Genomic DNA, 16410 nt, shown 5'->3' on the forward strand with positions numbered 1-16410 from the left:
GAACGTCACTCTCCTTGTGGTGGGGGTTGATCAGAGGAGACGGGCAGGAAGAGGCGCATGCTCGACGGCCCGCGCCGCGCCCATCCGTGGTAGGGCGCCAGCCGCACGTCGAACCACTCGCCGGGGGCGGCGCCCACCGGACCTGCGGGATAGGGCCAGGCCCTGCCGGCGAGGTCGAGCACCCGGCCGCGGACCACCGCGCCACCGGGAACGGCCCGTGGAACGGCACGGGGATCGACGACCAGGGAGTCGAGCCCGCCGGGATCGGGCAGGTCGCGGGACTCCAGACACAGCACCTCGGGCCCGCGTTCCACCGCCACACACCCCCGTACGGCGTCGATGCGCGGGTCGGGCCAGGTGAAGCGGGGCTCCATGGGCAGGTCGAGGACGATCTCGTCGCCGGCGCGGAAGGCGCGCCGCACGCTCACCAGGCCGGGCTCGGCCGGGCGGGTCCGGTCGCCCTCGGTCAGCGTGGCCCCCGCGGCCCAGGCGGGGACGCGCAGGGTGAGCGTCCAGGGCGCGTCCGCGTCGGCCGCGATCCTGACGCGAACGGTCCCGCTCTCGGGATAGGCGGTCTCGACGTCCACGGACACCGGCCGCCCGCCCGGCAGCTCGGCGCGGATCTCGCAGGGCGCGTACTGGTGGATCCGCAGGCCGTCGTCGTCGCTGGTGGCCAGGTAACCGTGCAGGCTGGCCAGGGTGCGGGCGACGTTCGTCGGACAGCAGGAGACGTCGAACCAGGCGGCCCGCGCGCCCGCCTCGGCGCGCGGGCTCACCTCGTCAGGATCGGCCGGTTTGCCGGAAACCCGCTGGTGGAGGGGGTTGGCGTAGAAAAAGGCCCGGCCGTCGGCGCTCGGGGAGGTCGCGATGACGTTGTAGAGCGTGCGCTCGATGAGGTCGGTGTAGCGCACGTCGCCGGTGGCGAGGTGCAGCCGCCAGGAGACCATGATCGAGGCGACTCCGGCGCAGGTCTCGCAGTAGGCCCGGTCGGGAGGCAGCTCCCAGTCCTCGCCGAAACCTTCGTCCTGGTGGCGCGAGCCCATGCCGCCGGTGATGTAGGTGCGGCGGGCGACCGAGTGTTCCCACTGGCGTTCCACGGCGCGCAGCAGTTCGTCGTCGCCGCGCTCGACCGCGACGTCGACCGCCGCGGCGGCGAGGTAGAGCGCGCGGACGGCGTGGCCGCGCCACACGTCCGCCTGCCTGATCGGGACGTCGTCCTGGAAGTACGCCCGCCCCAGCGGGATGTCCCTCAGCCTTCCGTGACCGCGGCGGTCGAGGAACAGGCGGGCCTGCTCGACGTAGCGCTTGTCCTCCAGGGCGCGGCCGAACTCGGCCAGGCCGACCTCGATCTCCGGATGGCCGCAGATCCCGTCGAGCCCGCCGGGGCCGAAGGTGCGGCACACGTGGTCGGCGGCCCGCCGCGCGACCCGTACCAGGTCGTCCTCGCCGTGCGTGCGCAGCCGGGCCACGGCGGCCTGGAGCAGATGCCCGGTGTTGTACAGCTCGTGGCCCATCTCCAGGTCGCTATAGCGCGGCGGCTGATCACCGTGGCCGAAGCAGGTGTTGAGGTACCCGTCCGGGTCCTGGGCATGGGCGACGCGGGCGGTGAGCCGCTTGATCGCCGCCTCCGCCTCCGGGTCGCCGGTCCTGGCGCTCTCCCAGGCCAGGGCCTCCAGCAGCTTGTAGACCTCCGAGTCGGAGAACGACCAGCCGGGACGGTCGGGCCCGGTGGTCCCGTCGGCGACCCGGTCGAAGTTGGCCAGCCAGCCGAGGCGCTCCATCCACGCTTCGCAGTGGGCGAGCGTCGCCGTGGCGTTCACGGCCTGCCGGTCGCCCCAGAACCCGCCGGTGAGCGTGACCTGCGCGAGCCCGAGGGGGCGTGCCCGGCCGTGTGACGGCAGCACGGGGCTGGTCATATGGTGAAAACCCTTTCTTTCAGTCCTTTACGGCGCCCGCGGTGACCCCGGCGGCGATGTAGCGCTGCGCGAGGACGAGAAGGAAGGCCGCGGGAAGCGACGCGATCACGGCGGTCGCCATGATCGAGTTCCATTGCGTGGTGTTGTTGCCGATGTAGCGGAAGATGCCGAGCGTGATCGGGATGACGTCGCTGTTGCGGTTGAGCGTCGAGGCGAAGATGAAGTCCGACCACGCCCACAGGAAGGCGAAGAGCGACACGGTGATCACGGAGTTGCGGCTGAGCGGCAGCACGATCGACACGAACGTCCGCCAGGTGCTCGCCCCGTCGATCTGCGCCGCCGCCATGACCTCGGCGGGAATGCTCGCCATGAACGCCCTGAACAGCAGCACCCCGAACGGCACGGCCAGCGTCGAGTCGGCCACGATCAGGCCGGGAACGGTGTTGAGCAGCCCCAGCCTGATGTAGATCGCGTAGAAGCCCATGGCCATGACGACCGCCGGGATCATCTGCGCGACCAGCAGCAGGAAGTCGATCGTCCGCCCTCCGCGCGGGCGCAGCTTGGCCAGGGCGAACCCGGCGGGCAGGGACACCGTGAGCGTGAGCGCGACCGTGCCCAGGCCGATGAAGAGGCTGGTGGCCAGGGCTGGCAGTTGCTGGCCGAACGCGGCGGCGTACCCCTCGAACGTGGGGTCCCACGGGAACCAGTGGGGCGGGTCGGCCCGCATGTCACTGGTCTTGGTGAGCGAAACGTTGAACATCCAGTAGACAGGAAAGAGCATCACGCCCACCAGGACGACGCCCACGACGGTTCTCCACGCTCTCATGCCGTCTCCTTCTGCAGGCGCACGTGGGCGAGCCCGGCGGCGAAGGCGATGAGGATGAGCAGGTTGCCGACGGCCGCCGCGGGGGAGAAGTCGGGCTGGCCGGTACCGAACGCCTCGCGGTACGACCAGATGGCCAGCGTCGTGGAGGCGTCCGCGGGTCCGCCCCGGGTCATGATCCAGATGATGTCGACGACCTTGAGCGTGTAGATCAGCCCGAGCAGCAGCGTGATCATCGACACCGGCCGCAGCAGCGGGAACGTGATGTGACGGAACCGCTGCCATGCCCCGGCCCCGTCCAGCCCGGCCGCCTCGTACAGGTCTGCGGGGATGTTCTGCAGCCCGGCGTACAGGATCACCAGGTTGAACGGGACGCCGAGCCAGATGTTGGCGATGGTGACCGCCAGCAGCGAGGTGTCCGGGGAGGTCAGCCAGTTGATCTGCCCGATGCCGAAGGCCCGCAGCGCCGCGTTGACGATGCCGTTCTCGCTGTTGAGCATCCACGACCAGGTGGACGCGGACACGATCAGCGGCAGCAGCCACGGCACGAGGAACATCGCGCGCAGCGCCGCCGAGAGGCGGAAGCGGCGGTGGAAGAAGACCGCGAGTGCCAGCCCGATGGCGTACTGGGCGGCGATGGAGCCCAGCGTGAACAGCGCCGTGTTGCCCAGCGCGCTCAGGAACGCGTCGTCGGTGAGGATCTTGAGGTAGTTCTCCAGGCCGGTGAACTCCGGGTCGCCCTGGATGAAGGCGCGCGGCGTGTAGTCGTGCACGCTCAGTTCGATGTTGCGGTAGAGCGGATAGGCGTAGAAGAGGAGCAGGTAGACGATGAGCGGGGCGAGGAAGGCGGCGGCCGTCCACCGCTGTGCCCGCCCCCGTGGGGGAGCCGTGTGCGCCACTGCCCCCACCGCGACCGTCCCGGTGCGAAGCGAGGTCATGGGATCAGTTGCCGGTGGCCTGCTTCGCCTGCCCCTGCGCCTGCTTCAGCGCGTCGGCGGGGCTCGCCGAGCCGCTCAGCGCCTTCTGCACGCCGGTCCACAGCGCCTCGGAGATCTTCGGGTAGTCGGTGCCGAGGTTGTCACTGGTACGGCCCTTGGCGCTGCGTACGGCCTCCACCCACGGCTTGAGCGTGGCCTCCTTGGCGAGGATGGCCTCCTGGCCGGCGGCCGTCGAGGGGATGTAGTACGCGAACGTGGTGCCGGTCTCCACCAGGCCCTCGGGCGTCGTCATGCATTCGAGGATCCTCTTGGTGACGGCGTACCTGGCGGTGTCCTTCTGCACGGGGACGGTGATGAACTCACCGCCCGTGGGCGTGGGGGCGACGCCGCCGTCCTTGCCGGGGATCTGCACGATGCCGGTCGGGAAGTCCGCCTTCGCGGCGCTGTTGATCTGCCAGGTGCCGTTCTCGGCGAAGGCGAACTCGCCGGTCAGGAACTCTTCCCAGGTGGTGTTCTGTGAGTTGCTGATGACCGAGTTGGGGGCGATGCCGTCCTTGACCCACGAGGTCCACAACGTCAGCGCCTCGACGGCCTGGGGCGAGTCGAGCTGGGTGAGCTGTGCGCCGGCGCCCCAGAACCACGGCAGGAACTGGAAGGAGCCCTCCTCCGTGCCGATGGCCGCGAAGGTGATCGGCTTCTTGCCCGCCGCCTTGACCTTCTTCAGCGCCGCGTCGAACGAGGCCCAGTCCTTGATCGAGACCGGGTCGACGCCCGCCTCGTCCAGGATCTTCTTGTTGTAGTAGAGGGCGAGGGTGTTCGAGCCGATGGGGATGCCGTACGTCTTGCCATCCAGTTCGCCGGCGGCGATGAGGTTCTTGTCGAACCTGGAGGTGTCGAGGCCGAAGTCGGCCATCGTGGTGAGCATCCCGGCGTCGGCCAGCGTCGAGACGGCCGGGTTGTCCAGGAGGATGACGTCGGGCGCGTTGCCTTCCTGACCGGCCAGGAGTGCCTGGTTGGTGAGGGCGGTCGTGTCGTAGGCGGTGCGCTGGATGGTGACGCCTGCCTGCCCGCCGCAGGTGTCGACCCGCTTGGCCCAGGCGGAGTTCGCGTCGTGCTGCGGGTACGGGTCCCACCAGGTGTACGCGCCGCTCGTGGTGGTGGTGGTGGTGGCGGTGGCGGAGGAGGCGCCGCTCTGTGGCGGCGTGGAGGCACAGGCGGCCAGGGCCAGGACGGCGGTTCCGAAGACCGCCGCCCTCGTGGACACCGACGGACGGTTCATCGATTCCTCCAATGTTAACGCTCCCATTTCGAGCGCGCTGTAAGTGTGGGGAGTCAGGGGCCTGGTGCTAGCGGGAGTGCGGCCTCGGGGGCGCGGTGCTGCCCCGATCGGCCAGTTCGGGCGAGATGAAGCGCACCACGAACGGCTCTTTCCTGGCCGCCGTGGACTCCACGCGGCGCACGAGCTGGCGCACGGCCATGGAGCCGAGGCGGTCGGGCGCGCTCTCGATGAACGAATAGGGCAGGGAGAAGGTCGCGGCGAAGTCGGCGGAGTAGCGGCCGATGACCGACAGGTCCCCGGGCACCCGCTGCCCTCGCTGGTAGGTGACCGAGGGCAGCGCCGCCGCGACCGCCTCGTTGTTGATCAGCAGGCCCGTCGCCGCCGGGTAGGCGTCGAGGAGGCCGTTGAGCAGGCGTCCCACGGCTGGTTGCCGGGACTCCCCGTAGACGGCGTGCAGGGTGAGGCCGAGCTGACGGGCACGTTCGAGTGCCGCGTCGCGCAGCCGCCACACGTACGCGCCGCCCCGCTCGACCACGTGCTCCGGATGGGAGATCAGGATGAGCTCGCGGTGGCCGAGCCGGTGGAGGTGGTCCACCATCACCCGCCCGGCCTCCTCGAAGTCCAGGTCGAACACGTCGAGCCCGGAGCAGTCGCCGGGCAGCCCGACCAGCGCGCCCGGCTGCGGCGCGGCGCGCAGGATGGGCAGCCTGGCGTCCTCCTGGGCGATGTTCATGAGGATGACGCCGTCGACCATCCGGGAGTCGGTGATGCGGCGCAGCGCCCGCTCCCCGTCGGCCTCGGTGACCAGCAGCGTGTCATAGCCCAGGTCGCGGGCGGTGTTCGTGACGCCCAGGATGTACTGCAACATCGCGGGCGCGAACTCGTCTTCGTGGAACTGGGCGAGCAGACCGAGGACCTTGGTCTGGGCTGTGGCGAGCGCGCGGGCGCCTGCGTTCGGCGTGTACGCGAGCGCCTCGGCGGCCGCCAGCACGCGCCGGCGCACCTCCTCCGAGATGGGCCGCTTGCCCGACAGCGCGTACGACGCCGTGCTGCGGCTCACCCCGGCCTCCCGGGCCACGTCTCCGATCGTCGCCACCCTCACCTCCTGATCGTTGAACCGGTTCGATGATTGCGTTGCACTGCTCCCTCGTATCATTGCCCCGGAGCCGTCTTCTTCCTGGAGATGGGCAGGCTTACGTCACACCGACGGCATCCTGCGATCACCGGAGCGAGCGAACCGGTTCAACGATGTGGGCTCGACTGTCGCGCCCCGTACGCGGGACGTCAAGACCGCCCACAACCGGCGATACCGAATCGTGATATGTCGGAAACGCCGGAGGATCACCCCATTGACGGGCGGGGCGGAGCTACGTAACCTACGCGAAACCCTCGGTTGCGTTGCTGATCTGCTCCCCCAGCCTTGTTAGCGCTCACATCCCAGGGACATCGCAATGGCATTCCCGAGCATCACCAGGGCCTTGTGCGCAGGACTCCTTCCGGCGGCACTCACCCTTTCGCTGACCACGGGGATCGCGGCCGCCGCCGCTGCTCCGGCCCCCGTGCTCGTCTACGAGTTCGACACCGACGACGTCACCACCGCCTCCATCACCGACTCCTCCGGCAACGGCCTGCACGGCGAGCTGGTCAACGCGGCCACCGCGGCGCTGGTGGACGGCGCGGCGGGCGGGCACGCACTGAGCCTGCCCGGCGGCGCCCCGACCTCCGACGGCGCCTACGTCAGGCTGCCGCTGGCCGCGATCAAGGACAGGATCGACCTGACCGTGTCCGCGCGGGTCAAGTGGGACGGCACCACGTCCCCGTGGCAGTGGATCTACGCGCTGGGCAAGGACAACACCCGCTACCTGTTCAGCACCCCGTACAACGGCGACGGACGGCTGCGCACGGCGGTCACCACGTCGGGCGGCGGCGCGGAGGCGCAGGTCACCGGCTACGCCCCGCTTCCCGCGAACGCCTGGAAGACGCTGACCGTCACCCTCGACACGGCGGCCGGGCGGATCACGACCTACCTCGACGGGGCCGCCGTCGCCTCCGCCCCCACGACGATCACCGCCGCGCAGCTGATCGACGCCTCGACGACGTCCGCCGGGTTCATCGGGCGCTCCTTCTATGCCGACCCACTGTTCGACGGCGCGATCGACGACTTCCGCGTCTACGCCGCGGCGCTCACGGCCGAGCAGGTGGTCGAGGTGGTGGGCGATACACCGCCGACGCCCACCGGCCTCGGCCAGAACGCCTTCGACGTGCGGACGTTCATCGGCACCGCGCCCGCCCTTCCGCCCGCCGTCCGTGCCACCTTCTCCGACGGCTACGACCGCGACCTGCCCATCACCTGGCCGGCCGTGGACCCGGAAAAGTACGCCGCCGCCGGGACGTTCACCGTCGCAGGCACGGCAGGCGACCGCCCGGTCACCGCCGAGGTCACGGTGATCCGCGAGGGCCAGCTCGTCATCGACCTGGCCAAGGACACCGGCGCCTTCCACGGCGGCGCGTCCGGCACACTCTACGGCCTGTACGGGCCTGGGGTGCCGACGAACAACCTCATCGAGGGCATGAAGCTGCGCACGGTCTCGACCAAGGCCCAGGACGGCCCGCAGCATCCAGGGGCGGACGCCCTTGAGGTGGTCAAGCCGCTGGCCGACAGCACCGACGGCGACGTGTACATCTACATGACCGACATCCATCGCGGCTTCCCGTACCAGTGGCCGGGCAGCACGCCGGAGGAGAAGCTCGACCTGTTCAAGCAGAAGATCGCCAAGCAGGTGGACCAGGTCCTGGAGCTCGACCCGAAATATCGCGACAACATCGTGTTCGTCCCGTTCAACGAGCCCGAGGGCAACATGTTCGGCACCGGGGAGTGGAGCTACAACCGGGTGAGCTGGCTCAGCGACCCGCGGCACTACTTCAAGGCGTGGGACGAGGTTCACGCGCTCATCAAGGGCAAGATGCCCGACGCCCGCATCGCCGGGCCCAACACCAGCGTGCTGTACTCCCAGGTCAAGGGCTACCTGCAGCACACGGTGGAGGCGGGCACGGTGCCCGAGGTGATGACCTGGCACGAGCTCAGCCACCCCGAGCAGGTGCGCACCAGCGTGAAGCGCTACCGCGAGATGGAGGCAGAGGTCTTCGCCGGCACGCCGTACGCGGGCAAGAAGCTGCCGATCAACATCAACGAGTACGCCTTCAACTACCACACCTCGGTGCCCGGCCAGATGATCCAGTGGGTGTCGGCCATCGAGGAGTCGAAGGTGGACGCCGACATCGCGTACTGGAACATCGACGGCAACCTGTCCGACTCCGCCGTACAGGCCAACCGGGGCAACGGCCAGTGGTGGCTGCTGCACGCCTACGGCCAGATGAGCGGCCACACCGTCCAGGTCACGCCGCCGTACCCCGGCAAGAACTACAGCCTGCAGGGCCTCGCGACGCTCGACCCCGCCAAGAGGCAGGCCCGCACGATCTTCGGCGGCGCGAGCGGCGCCGGGCACATCCGCTTCGAGAACGTCCCCGCGAACGTCTTCGGCCGCAAGGTGCACGCCTGGATCAGGGAGATCCCGTGGACCGGGCAGATCGGCGACTCGCCGCAGCCCGAGATCGTCGCCGAGCGTGACGTCACCGTCGAGAACGGAGCCGTGGTCTTCGACCTGCCTGCGCTGGAGGAGTCGTCGGCGTACGAGATCGTCCTGTCCCCCGCGGGGACCGGCACCGCGACGGCGTCGGCGCCGCACTTGTGGGAGCGGTCGTATGAGGCGGAGGACGCGAAGTACACCGGCGGCGGCTACAGCCGCAACGGGCCCGAGGGCTCGCCGTCGGACGTGTCGAAGTTCTACACCTCCGGCCGCTACAACGTCGGCGGACTGCGTACCGGCTCGGACGGCGTGCTCGACTTCACCGTCGAGGTGCCGCAGACCGGCCGCTACCACCTGAGCGTGTTCGCCAATTCGCTCAACACCTACAACCTGGTGCGCGAGCAGGGGCCGACCAACGTCTTCATCCGTGTGGATGGGGGCGCGGAGCAGGAGCTGCATCTGCCCCTCGGTTACAAGTGGGTGGTGTGGGACCACGCCGACACCGCTGTGGAGCTGACGGCGGGCACGCACGTCATCTCCCTGGCCGCGCGCGGCCTCGACGGCTCGAAGATCACCAAGGGTGACGCGATCGTCGACCGCATCCGCCTGTCGCTGCCGAACCCGGCGGCGGCCACCTCGCGGTACGAGGCCGAGCTGGCCGAGCTGCGCGGGGCGCGGGCGGCCTACGACGTCAAGGGCGCCGGGGTCTCCGGCTCGGGCGCGGCGGCGGCCTCCCGAGGCCAGTCGGTGACGTTCTGGGTCTACTCGGCCAAGGACACCGCGGCCGTCCTTGACCTCAAGCTGTTCGGATCCGGCAAGGCGAGGATGGCCGTCAACGGCCTGGAGGTGCTGGACGACGCCCGGCGCGGCGACTCCACCGCGACCGTGTCGCTGTCGGGCGGCGTCAACAAGGTCACGGTCACCGGCCAGTCGGCCACGACGCTCATCGACCGCCTGGACGTGCGCCCCGCCCCCGACGCGCTGCCGGCCACCGTCTATGAGGCGGAGTCGGCCCAGCTCGCGGGCACGGCGGCCGCGAAGCCGCTCTCCCTGGCCAGCGGCCAGTCCGCGGTCACCGGAGTCGGCGGCACGCCGGGCAACGCCAACACCCTGACCTTCACGGTACGGGCCGACGCCCCCGGCACGTACGCGATGCGCGTGCGCTACTCCAACCCCGAGCAGTCACCCGCCACGCACTACAACCCCGACCCGCTGGCCCGGCACGCCGACATTGCGGTGAACGGCGCGGCCCCGCGGCGCGTGTTGTTCCCCCACACGTTCCACGAGAACAACTTCTGGGAGCTCACGGTGCCGGTGACCCTGAAGAAGGGGGACAACACAGTCCGGTTCTCCAGCCAGGAGCTGCCGAACTTCGACGGGACGACGTACGCGTCGCAGACGTTCCCTGGAGTGCTCCTGCGCTCCCAGTACGCACCGGTGATCGACAAGATCACGGTGGCGCGTTACAGCCGCTGACCCACGGACCCGCCCGTGCCTGCGGCCAGGCACGGGCGGCGACCCGTTCCTCCGGTCAGGTCCAGGGGGTCGAGCAGCAGTGGAACGGTCAGTGGCGTGAGCGAGTGGCCGAGGGCTGGGTTGTCGCCACTGGCCGTTCTGATGCGGGTGACGTCATCTGCGCTCGGTCCTGAACGAGTATCGCGATCACTACAACATGCATCGGCCGCATCAGGCTCGTGGGCAACGACCTCCCGATCATGATGAGCGTGTGGTCGTACCGATGGAAGGTCGGATCGAGTGTCTCGTACCGGGTTTGATGGAGACCATCAAGCCTGGGAAAACGAGGAGCGATGGCCGCACCTGGGAAGTACCCCGACGAGCTTCGTGAGCGGGCCACCCGGATGGCGGTCGAGGCCCGCCGGGATCCCGATACCGCGACCGGGGCGATCAAGCGGATCGCCGACCAGCTTGGCATCCATCCCGAGGCGTTGCGGATGTGGGTGAAGCGCGCCGAGGTCGATGCCGGCGACCGGCCGGGCACCACCAGCAGCGATGCCGAGCGGATCGCGCAGCTGGAGCGGGAGAACCGGGAACCGCGCCGAGCCAACGCGATCCTCAAGAGCGCGTCGATTTTCTTCGCGGCGAAGCTAGAGCGCCCCTCCCGCTGCTCGTCGCCTACATCGACGAGCACAAACACGAGTTCGGAGTCGAGCCGATCTGCGCCGTCCTGACCGAGGCCGGCACGAAGATCGCTCCGAGCACCTACTACGCCGCCCGGTCCCGCCGGCCGTCGGCCCGGTCGGGTCCAAGGGGGACTCCTACGACAACGCCCTCGCCGAGGCGTTCAACTCGGTGTTCAAAGCCGAACTGATCCGCAACAAGGGCCCCTGGCGGGGCATCGACGATGTCGAGATCGCTGTCGCCGGGTACATCGACTGGTACAACCACCGCAGGCTGCGCGGAGAGCTGGGCCTCATCCCGCCCGTCGAGCACGAGACCAACCATCAACGCACCACCCCGCCCATCCGGACGACGAGCGGGTGATCACGGCCTCCATCAAACCCGGCACTTGACACCAGCGCCGAGCTGGCCGAGCTGTTCGGGGTGGCCCGCTCAACGGTGTACCGGGCAGTGGAGCGAGCAATCACGGGCCAGGTCAGTCACCGACTGACCGAAACAGTTCCGCCTGACCGTCGTGCTCCTCGACCGGGGGCGGGCGTTGAGTGATCCCGCCGATCCCGCCGGCCCGTTCTGGCTGCCTCAGCGGGGCAGGATGGGGTGTCGGCGGGCGAGGGCAGGCAGGATGCCGGCGTGGTGGAGCAGGTTGCGGGCGGCGGCGATGGCGTCGGGGGTGTTGGCGAAGACCCGGCCCTCCTGGTCGAGATGGGCGATGACGCCGAGGGCATGCAGGGGCTGATGGTGGCCGTCACGGATGCCGGAGACGTAGACGGTGATGCCGCGCCGTTGCAGGCGGTCGATGGCATCGCCCAGGACCAGGGCGCCGCTGGCGTCGATGGTGGTGACGCGGGACATCCGCAAGATCACCACGGAGACGTCGGCGACTTCCGACAGCTCCAGTAGGAAACGGTGGGCGGCGGCGAAGAACAGCGGCCCGTCCAGCCGGTAGGCGACGATGTGCTCGGCGAGCAGGGCGTGCTCGTCTTCGGTGTGGTCGCCGGGCAGGTCGTGGGCGATCGGCATCTCATCGAGGCGGACGTTGCGGGCGACGGCGCGAAGAGCTAGCGCCCCGGCCACGGCCAGGCCGACGATGACGGCCTGGACCAGGTCGAACGCCAGCGTCGCGACCGCAGTCAGGGCCAGGACCACGGCGTCGCCGCGGGTCGAGCGCATCATCGCCTTGACCGAGCCGACCTCCACCATGCGCACCGAGGTGGCCAGCAAAACACCGGCCAGAGCGGCCAGCGGAATCTTGGCGACCAGGTCGGCGGCGGTGAACACGATGACGGCCAGGATGCCCGCGTGGGCCAGGGCGGCCAGCCGGGAGGAGGCGCCGGAGCGGACGTTGACCGCGGTGCGGGCGATGGCTCCGGTGGCCGGCACCCCACCGAACAGCGGCGCGACGAGGTTGGCCAGGCCCTGGCCGAACAGCTCCCGATCGGGGTCGTGCTTATGATTGACGCTCATGCCGTCGGCCACCGCGGCCGACAGCAGCGATTCCAGCGCGGCCAGTGCGGCGACCGCGATCGCTGGCGCGATCAGCGAACCCAGCGCGCCCACCTCGAGGAAGGCCAGCGAGGGTGCGGGCAGCCCGGCGGGCAGGTCGCCGATCCGGGCCACCGGCAGGTCGGCAAACTCGACGACGAGGGTTGCCACCGCGACGGCCAGCAGTGAGAACGGCAGGGTCGGCCGCCGGCGCGCGCCCAGCAGCATCGTCGCCGCCACGACCAGCGTGACCGCCAGCGCCCACCAGCGTGGATGGGCGAGAAAGTCCTGGACGGCCTGCCAGGCCACGCCGATGACCTTGTCCCCTTCCGGGGCCGGCACGCCCAGCGCGGCCGGGATCTGCTGCAGGCCGATCACGCAGGCGATGCCGATGGTGAAGCCCTCCACCACCGGGGCTGGCACCAGTGCCATGTACTTGCCCGCGCGCGCCAGCGCCAGCGCGAGCAGCAGCAGCCCGGCCAGCACGCCGACCGTCAACACCCCCGAAGCGCCGTGGGCGTGCATGATCGGCACCAGCACCACCGTCATCGCGCCGGTCGGCCCCGACACCTGCAGGCCCGAGCCGCCGAACAGCGCCGCCAGTGCGCCGGCGACCACCGCGGTGGCCAGCCCGGCTTCGGCGCCCATGCCGGAGGAGATACCGAAGCCCAGCGCCAGCGGCAACGCCACGATCGCCACCGTGAGCCCGGCCAGCAGATCGCGCCGGGGATGGCGGCCCATCGCGGCCAGCTCGCCACGCTCGGGCAGCACAGAACGGACGCGGGCCCAGCCCGCCGACAACAGGGAGGTCACGAGGCGCCGGCCTCCGCCTGCATCAGTTCGCTCAGCAGCTCGTTTTGCCCCGACAGTTTGTGCGTCAGCAGTTGGCGGGCCGCGCGCAGCAGCTCGGCTACGTCCCCGCCGGCCAGGGCGTAGACGACGGTGGAGCCGTCGCGGTGCGCGCTGACCATGCCCGAACGGCGTAGCACGGCCAGATGCTGCGACAGCCCGGTCGGCTCGGCCTCGATGGCCGCCAGCAGGTCCCGCACCGGTCTCGGCCCCTCTTGCAGCAGCTCCAGCACCCGGATCCGGACCGGGTGGCCCAGCAGCCGGAACAGCTCCGCCTTGGCCTCATACAACGGCACCGACATCACTGCGCGCTCCCCTCGGCCGGATCAGCCTCACCTGGCTCGGCCTCCGGCGAGCTGAGCGTTATGCCGTTTGTGCGCGCCAGCCTTGTCACGTGCTCCCATTCGGCTTCGGCCAACGCGAGCGCGTCGGCGTCATCGCCTTGGCGGGCCGTCTTCAACGCCGTGCTTGCCCGGCGTGCCCGTTCCCTGACCGCCGCTGCGAATGACTCGCTCACAGCTCCCCTCTCCGTCGATCCAGCTCAGAGTCTGCACCATATTGTATTGGATTGCGCAAATTCGCAATTTGTGAAGCCGCAGATGAGGGCCGATCCGTGTGGAGATCAAGGTTCGCCGCTTCTCGCGGTGATCACTGTTGCCGGGCCCATCGACCACACCAGCGTTCCTCGACTGCTCACCTCCACCATGGGGATAGAAGACCTGGCAGGCCACCTGGCCAGCCCGGTGGTCATCGGTCCTGATGCAACTGCAGCAGTGCCCGAGCCTCGACCAAGCGATCGAGGCTTTAGCCGAGTAGCTCCAGGTCGTCGTCTTCGTCGTCCGGGTTGTCGGCGCCGTTGAGTGCCAGGGCCTCGCGCAGCCAGCCAAGCTCGTCCGGGTACAGCGCCACGGTGGTCCAGCGGCGGGCCGCGGCACCCTCGGGCAGGTCATCGTCGCCTTCGTAGGCGCCGGGTAGCTTCACCGCGATCCAGACGTCCTCATCGAGCAGCGTCACGGCCTGGCGCAGCCGCACTACCGGCAGTGGTACCCGCGGCGCCGAACGCGAGCCGGTTGTTCATGTTCAACCGCACCTCGCCGTAGGGGGCGATGTTGCTCCAGAACAGCGGGGTCAGGCCGCGCTGGTCGTCGGCGCTTAGCTCCACCAGGCCCTCATCGAGGACGTCTTGGACCATCAGGGTGTTGAGGTAGACCACGGCGGCCTGCAGCACCCGCAGGCACAGCACCGACAGTTCCTGCTCGTCGCGACGATTGGCCGGGATGTCGCCGCCCTTGCCGAAGTAGATGATCGAGTTACCGGCGTTCCACGACTCGGCGACGTTCAACCCGGTGTTGATCTCACGCTGCAGCTGCCGGTCGCGCAGGTAGCGGGCCACGAAGATGCTGTGCTGGGCTCGGCCGACCTCCTGCATCGCCTGGTAGGTCGGGTGCATGAGGTTGGTCTGCTGGAAGCGGCGTAGGATCGCCGCCGTTTGCGCGGATCGGGTGCAGATCGCGGTAGCGTATTTGATCATCTGGTCGTACTGGTCGGCGATCAGATCCCAGCGGATCGGCCGCATCATCATCGCAGCCCCGAGCTGCGGGTAGGTGTCGGCGTGGCCGGGCCGATACAGCCGGACCCTGTTGATCGCCTTGATCCGAGGCAGCAGGTCGAAGCCGAGCAGCCTGGTCAGGCCGAACCCGATGATCGACTGGCCGTGGGTGTCGGTGTAGTTGGCCTCGACGTCCATCGCGGTGCCGTGGTGCATCGCGCCGTCGACCATCGCGGCGACCTCCGACGCCGAGCAGTTGATGACCTGGGAGTGGATCACCATGGACTTGCGTTCGACGTGCCAGTAGATCAGCACGCCGCGGCCACCGTAGCGGGAGTGGTATTCGGTGAACAGGTTGGAGTCGAACGCGCCGAAATGGGTGGAGTCTGAGGCCACGGTGGTCGACCCGGCGCCCCAAATGGCCCGCCTGCGGGCGGCGAAGGTGGCGTTGGCGATGTCGATCGCCAACGCCCTCACCAGGTCAGTGGTCAGGTAGCGGCGGCGGATGTAGTACAGCTCTTCCTCACGGTGGCCGTGCTCACCGGCGGCGACCGCGCGGATGCCGGTGTTGGTGCCGTAGGCGTACAGCACCAGCAACAGCCGCTCCAACATCGGGCCGGCGACCTCGCCGCGGCCGAACATCGAGCCGATCGTGGCCCGGCAACTCGAGCGCAGCACCGCCTCTTTCAGCACGTCGATCAGTGGCACGGTGCCCCACCGGCCGACGATGACCTTCTTCAACCGGCCGAGGTTGCGTGGCTCGGGCTGCGCCTCCAAAGGAGTCAGCTTGATCGCGCCCTGGTTGCCGGGCCGGGACCGGATCTGCAGCCACTCCAGCGGCATCGCGTCGTTGAGCGCGCCGAGCTCGGCGCGCATCTCCTGCTGCAGGCCCTCGATGAAGGCGCCCGGGTCCAACGGTTTGCGCAAAGCCTGGTAGTGCTCGGTGCGCCGCTGGTCGAAGTCGGCCGGCAGGTCCTCGTCGGGGTTACGAAACTCCATCGCCCCGACCACCCACACGCCCTTGCACTTGAGTTGGTCGCACAACGCCTCGAAAGTGCGGATCTCATACACCGTGCGCACCGCCCGGCGGCGGCCGCGTCCGTCGAGGCGGTAGGCCAGCTCCGCCCAGTCCCCCGACAGGCCAGGGTGCGTCGGCACGGTCTCCCCGGCCGGGTAGTAGGTCAGGTCGGTGGCGGTCCGGTAGCGGCGCACCAGGGCCAGGGCGTCCAGCACCGGCCGGTGGGAGTTGTCACAGCGGAACTCCAGCACCTCCAGCAGAGCGATCAGCCCCTTGCGGTAGTGGTTGGAGTAGGAGGCTCGGTAGGTGTGCTGCACCGTCCGCCGATACGTCGATCCCGACGACTTGTACTCGGCCACCAGGTTGCGCAGGTTGTCCTCGCCGATGACCGGGAACACCACCTGCCGCACCGTGTCGTCCGGCTGGGCGGAGGCGGCCTCGGCGACCCGAAACAGCAGCCCCTCCTTGCCGTGCACTCGCTTGAACTCGGCCACCAGTTGCTTGCTCACCCGCCGATCCGCGCGGGCCGCGATCGCGTGCACCGTGCGCAGCAGCAGCGTGACCAGCGCGTCGGTGATCTCCCAGCTGCGGCAGTGCACCAGTGCCGCCAGCAGCGTCACGGTCAACTCGTCGCTGTGCTCACGCAGGTGCGACGGCGGTTCGACCGCGGCCCTGGCCCGCCAGCCGACCAGCACCTTCGGTGCCACGTCGGCGAAAAATCCCACCGGCAGCCCGATCGCGCGGACCGCCTCCAGGCGGGAGATCTCGGTCGGCATTGGATCGCCCCGGCGAAGTTGGAGGCTAGATCGCTTGGTTCTCGGCCGTCAGGT

General features: G+C 69.6%; 13 protein-coding genes. 4 read left to right on the forward strand and 9 right to left on the reverse strand.

All coding sequences use genetic code 11. From position 1 onward, the window contains the following. Positions 1-5: 5 nt before the first annotated feature. The 5 genes from ABD841_RS08030 to ABD841_RS08050 all read right to left on the reverse strand — a co-directional run bounded on the left by ABD841_RS08030 (position 6) and on the right by ABD841_RS08050 (position 6052). Positions 6-1916 carry a glycoside hydrolase family 127 protein gene (locus ABD841_RS08030; RefSeq protein ID WP_344969371.1) on the reverse strand — a complete coding sequence of 637 codons (1911 nt, stop codon included), beginning with the start codon at positions 1914-1916 and terminating at the stop codon, positions 6-8. Positions 1917-1935: 19 nt separating this feature from the next. Then, on the reverse strand, positions 1936-2742 hold the full coding sequence (locus ABD841_RS08035) for a carbohydrate ABC transporter permease (protein ID WP_344969373.1): 807 nt from the start codon (positions 2740-2742) through the stop codon (positions 1936-1938). Further along, positions 2739-3677 (reverse strand): carbohydrate ABC transporter permease, encoded by a 939-nt coding sequence (locus ABD841_RS08040; protein ID WP_344969375.1) that lies wholly within the window; start codon positions 3675-3677, stop codon positions 2739-2741. Before ABD841_RS08040 ends, ABD841_RS08035 begins: the two co-directional genes overlap by 4 nt. Before the next feature lie 4 nt (positions 3678-3681). Next, positions 3682-4956, reverse strand: coding sequence for a sugar ABC transporter substrate-binding protein (locus ABD841_RS08045; RefSeq protein WP_344969377.1), 1275 nt, complete (start codon positions 4954-4956; stop codon positions 3682-3684). Between the two features lie 67 nt (positions 4957-5023). After that, the gene (locus ABD841_RS08050) at positions 5024-6052 is read right to left on the reverse strand and encodes a LacI family DNA-binding transcriptional regulator (RefSeq protein WP_344969379.1); all 1029 of its coding nucleotides are present in this window, start codon (positions 6050-6052) and stop codon (positions 5024-5026) included. Positions 6053-6407: 355 nt separating this feature from the next. Here ABD841_RS08050 and ABD841_RS08055 point away from each other — a divergent pair, with 355 nt between their 5' ends. The 4 genes from ABD841_RS08055 to ABD841_RS40790 all read left to right on the forward strand — a co-directional run bounded on the left by ABD841_RS08055 (position 6408) and on the right by ABD841_RS40790 (position 11045). After that, positions 6408-10019, forward strand: coding sequence for a LamG-like jellyroll fold domain-containing protein (locus ABD841_RS08055; RefSeq protein ID WP_344969381.1), 3612 nt, complete (start codon positions 6408-6410; stop codon positions 10017-10019). A gap of 157 nt (positions 10020-10176) precedes the next feature. Further along, entirely contained in the window at positions 10177-10389 is a 213-nt protein-coding gene (locus ABD841_RS40780) for an integrase core domain-containing protein (protein ID WP_425581959.1), read from the forward strand. Continuing rightward, complete coding sequence (locus tag ABD841_RS40785; protein ID WP_425581956.1) at positions 10352-10732, forward strand: transposase; 381 nt, start codon at positions 10352-10354, stop codon at positions 10730-10732. Before ABD841_RS40780 ends, ABD841_RS40785 begins: the two co-directional genes overlap by 38 nt. Then, positions 10719-11045 (forward strand): integrase core domain-containing protein, encoded by a 327-nt coding sequence (locus ABD841_RS40790; protein WP_425581960.1) that lies wholly within the window; start codon positions 10719-10721, stop codon positions 11043-11045. Before ABD841_RS40785 ends, ABD841_RS40790 begins: the two co-directional genes overlap by 14 nt. Positions 11046-11261: 216 nt before the next feature. Here ABD841_RS40790 and ABD841_RS08065 read toward each other — a convergent pair whose 3' ends face one another. The 4 genes from ABD841_RS08065 to ABD841_RS08080 form a co-directional block, all read right to left on the reverse strand. Then, positions 11262-12905, reverse strand: coding sequence for a SulP family inorganic anion transporter (locus tag ABD841_RS08065; RefSeq protein ID WP_344969401.1), 1644 nt, complete (start codon positions 12903-12905; stop codon positions 11262-11264). 68 nt (positions 12906-12973) lie between these two features. After that, on the reverse strand, positions 12974-13315 hold the full coding sequence (locus ABD841_RS08070; protein ID WP_344969383.1) for an ArsR/SmtB family transcription factor: 342 nt from the start codon (positions 13313-13315) through the stop codon (positions 12974-12976). Between the two features lie 502 nt (positions 13316-13817). After that, complete coding sequence (locus tag ABD841_RS08075) at positions 13818-14045, reverse strand: hypothetical protein (protein ID WP_344969385.1); 228 nt, start codon at positions 14043-14045, stop codon at positions 13818-13820. After that, positions 14011-16356 (reverse strand): Tn3 family transposase, encoded by a 2346-nt coding sequence (locus tag ABD841_RS08080; protein ID WP_344969387.1) that lies wholly within the window; start codon positions 16354-16356, stop codon positions 14011-14013. The genes ABD841_RS08075 and ABD841_RS08080 overlap by 35 nt, the downstream gene beginning before the upstream one ends. Positions 16357-16410: the final 54 nt, after the last annotated feature.

Origin of the sequence: Streptosporangium fragile (assembly GCF_039534445.1) — a bacterium.
GTDB lineage: Bacteria > Actinomycetota > Actinomycetes > Streptosporangiales > Streptosporangiaceae > Streptosporangium > Streptosporangium fragile.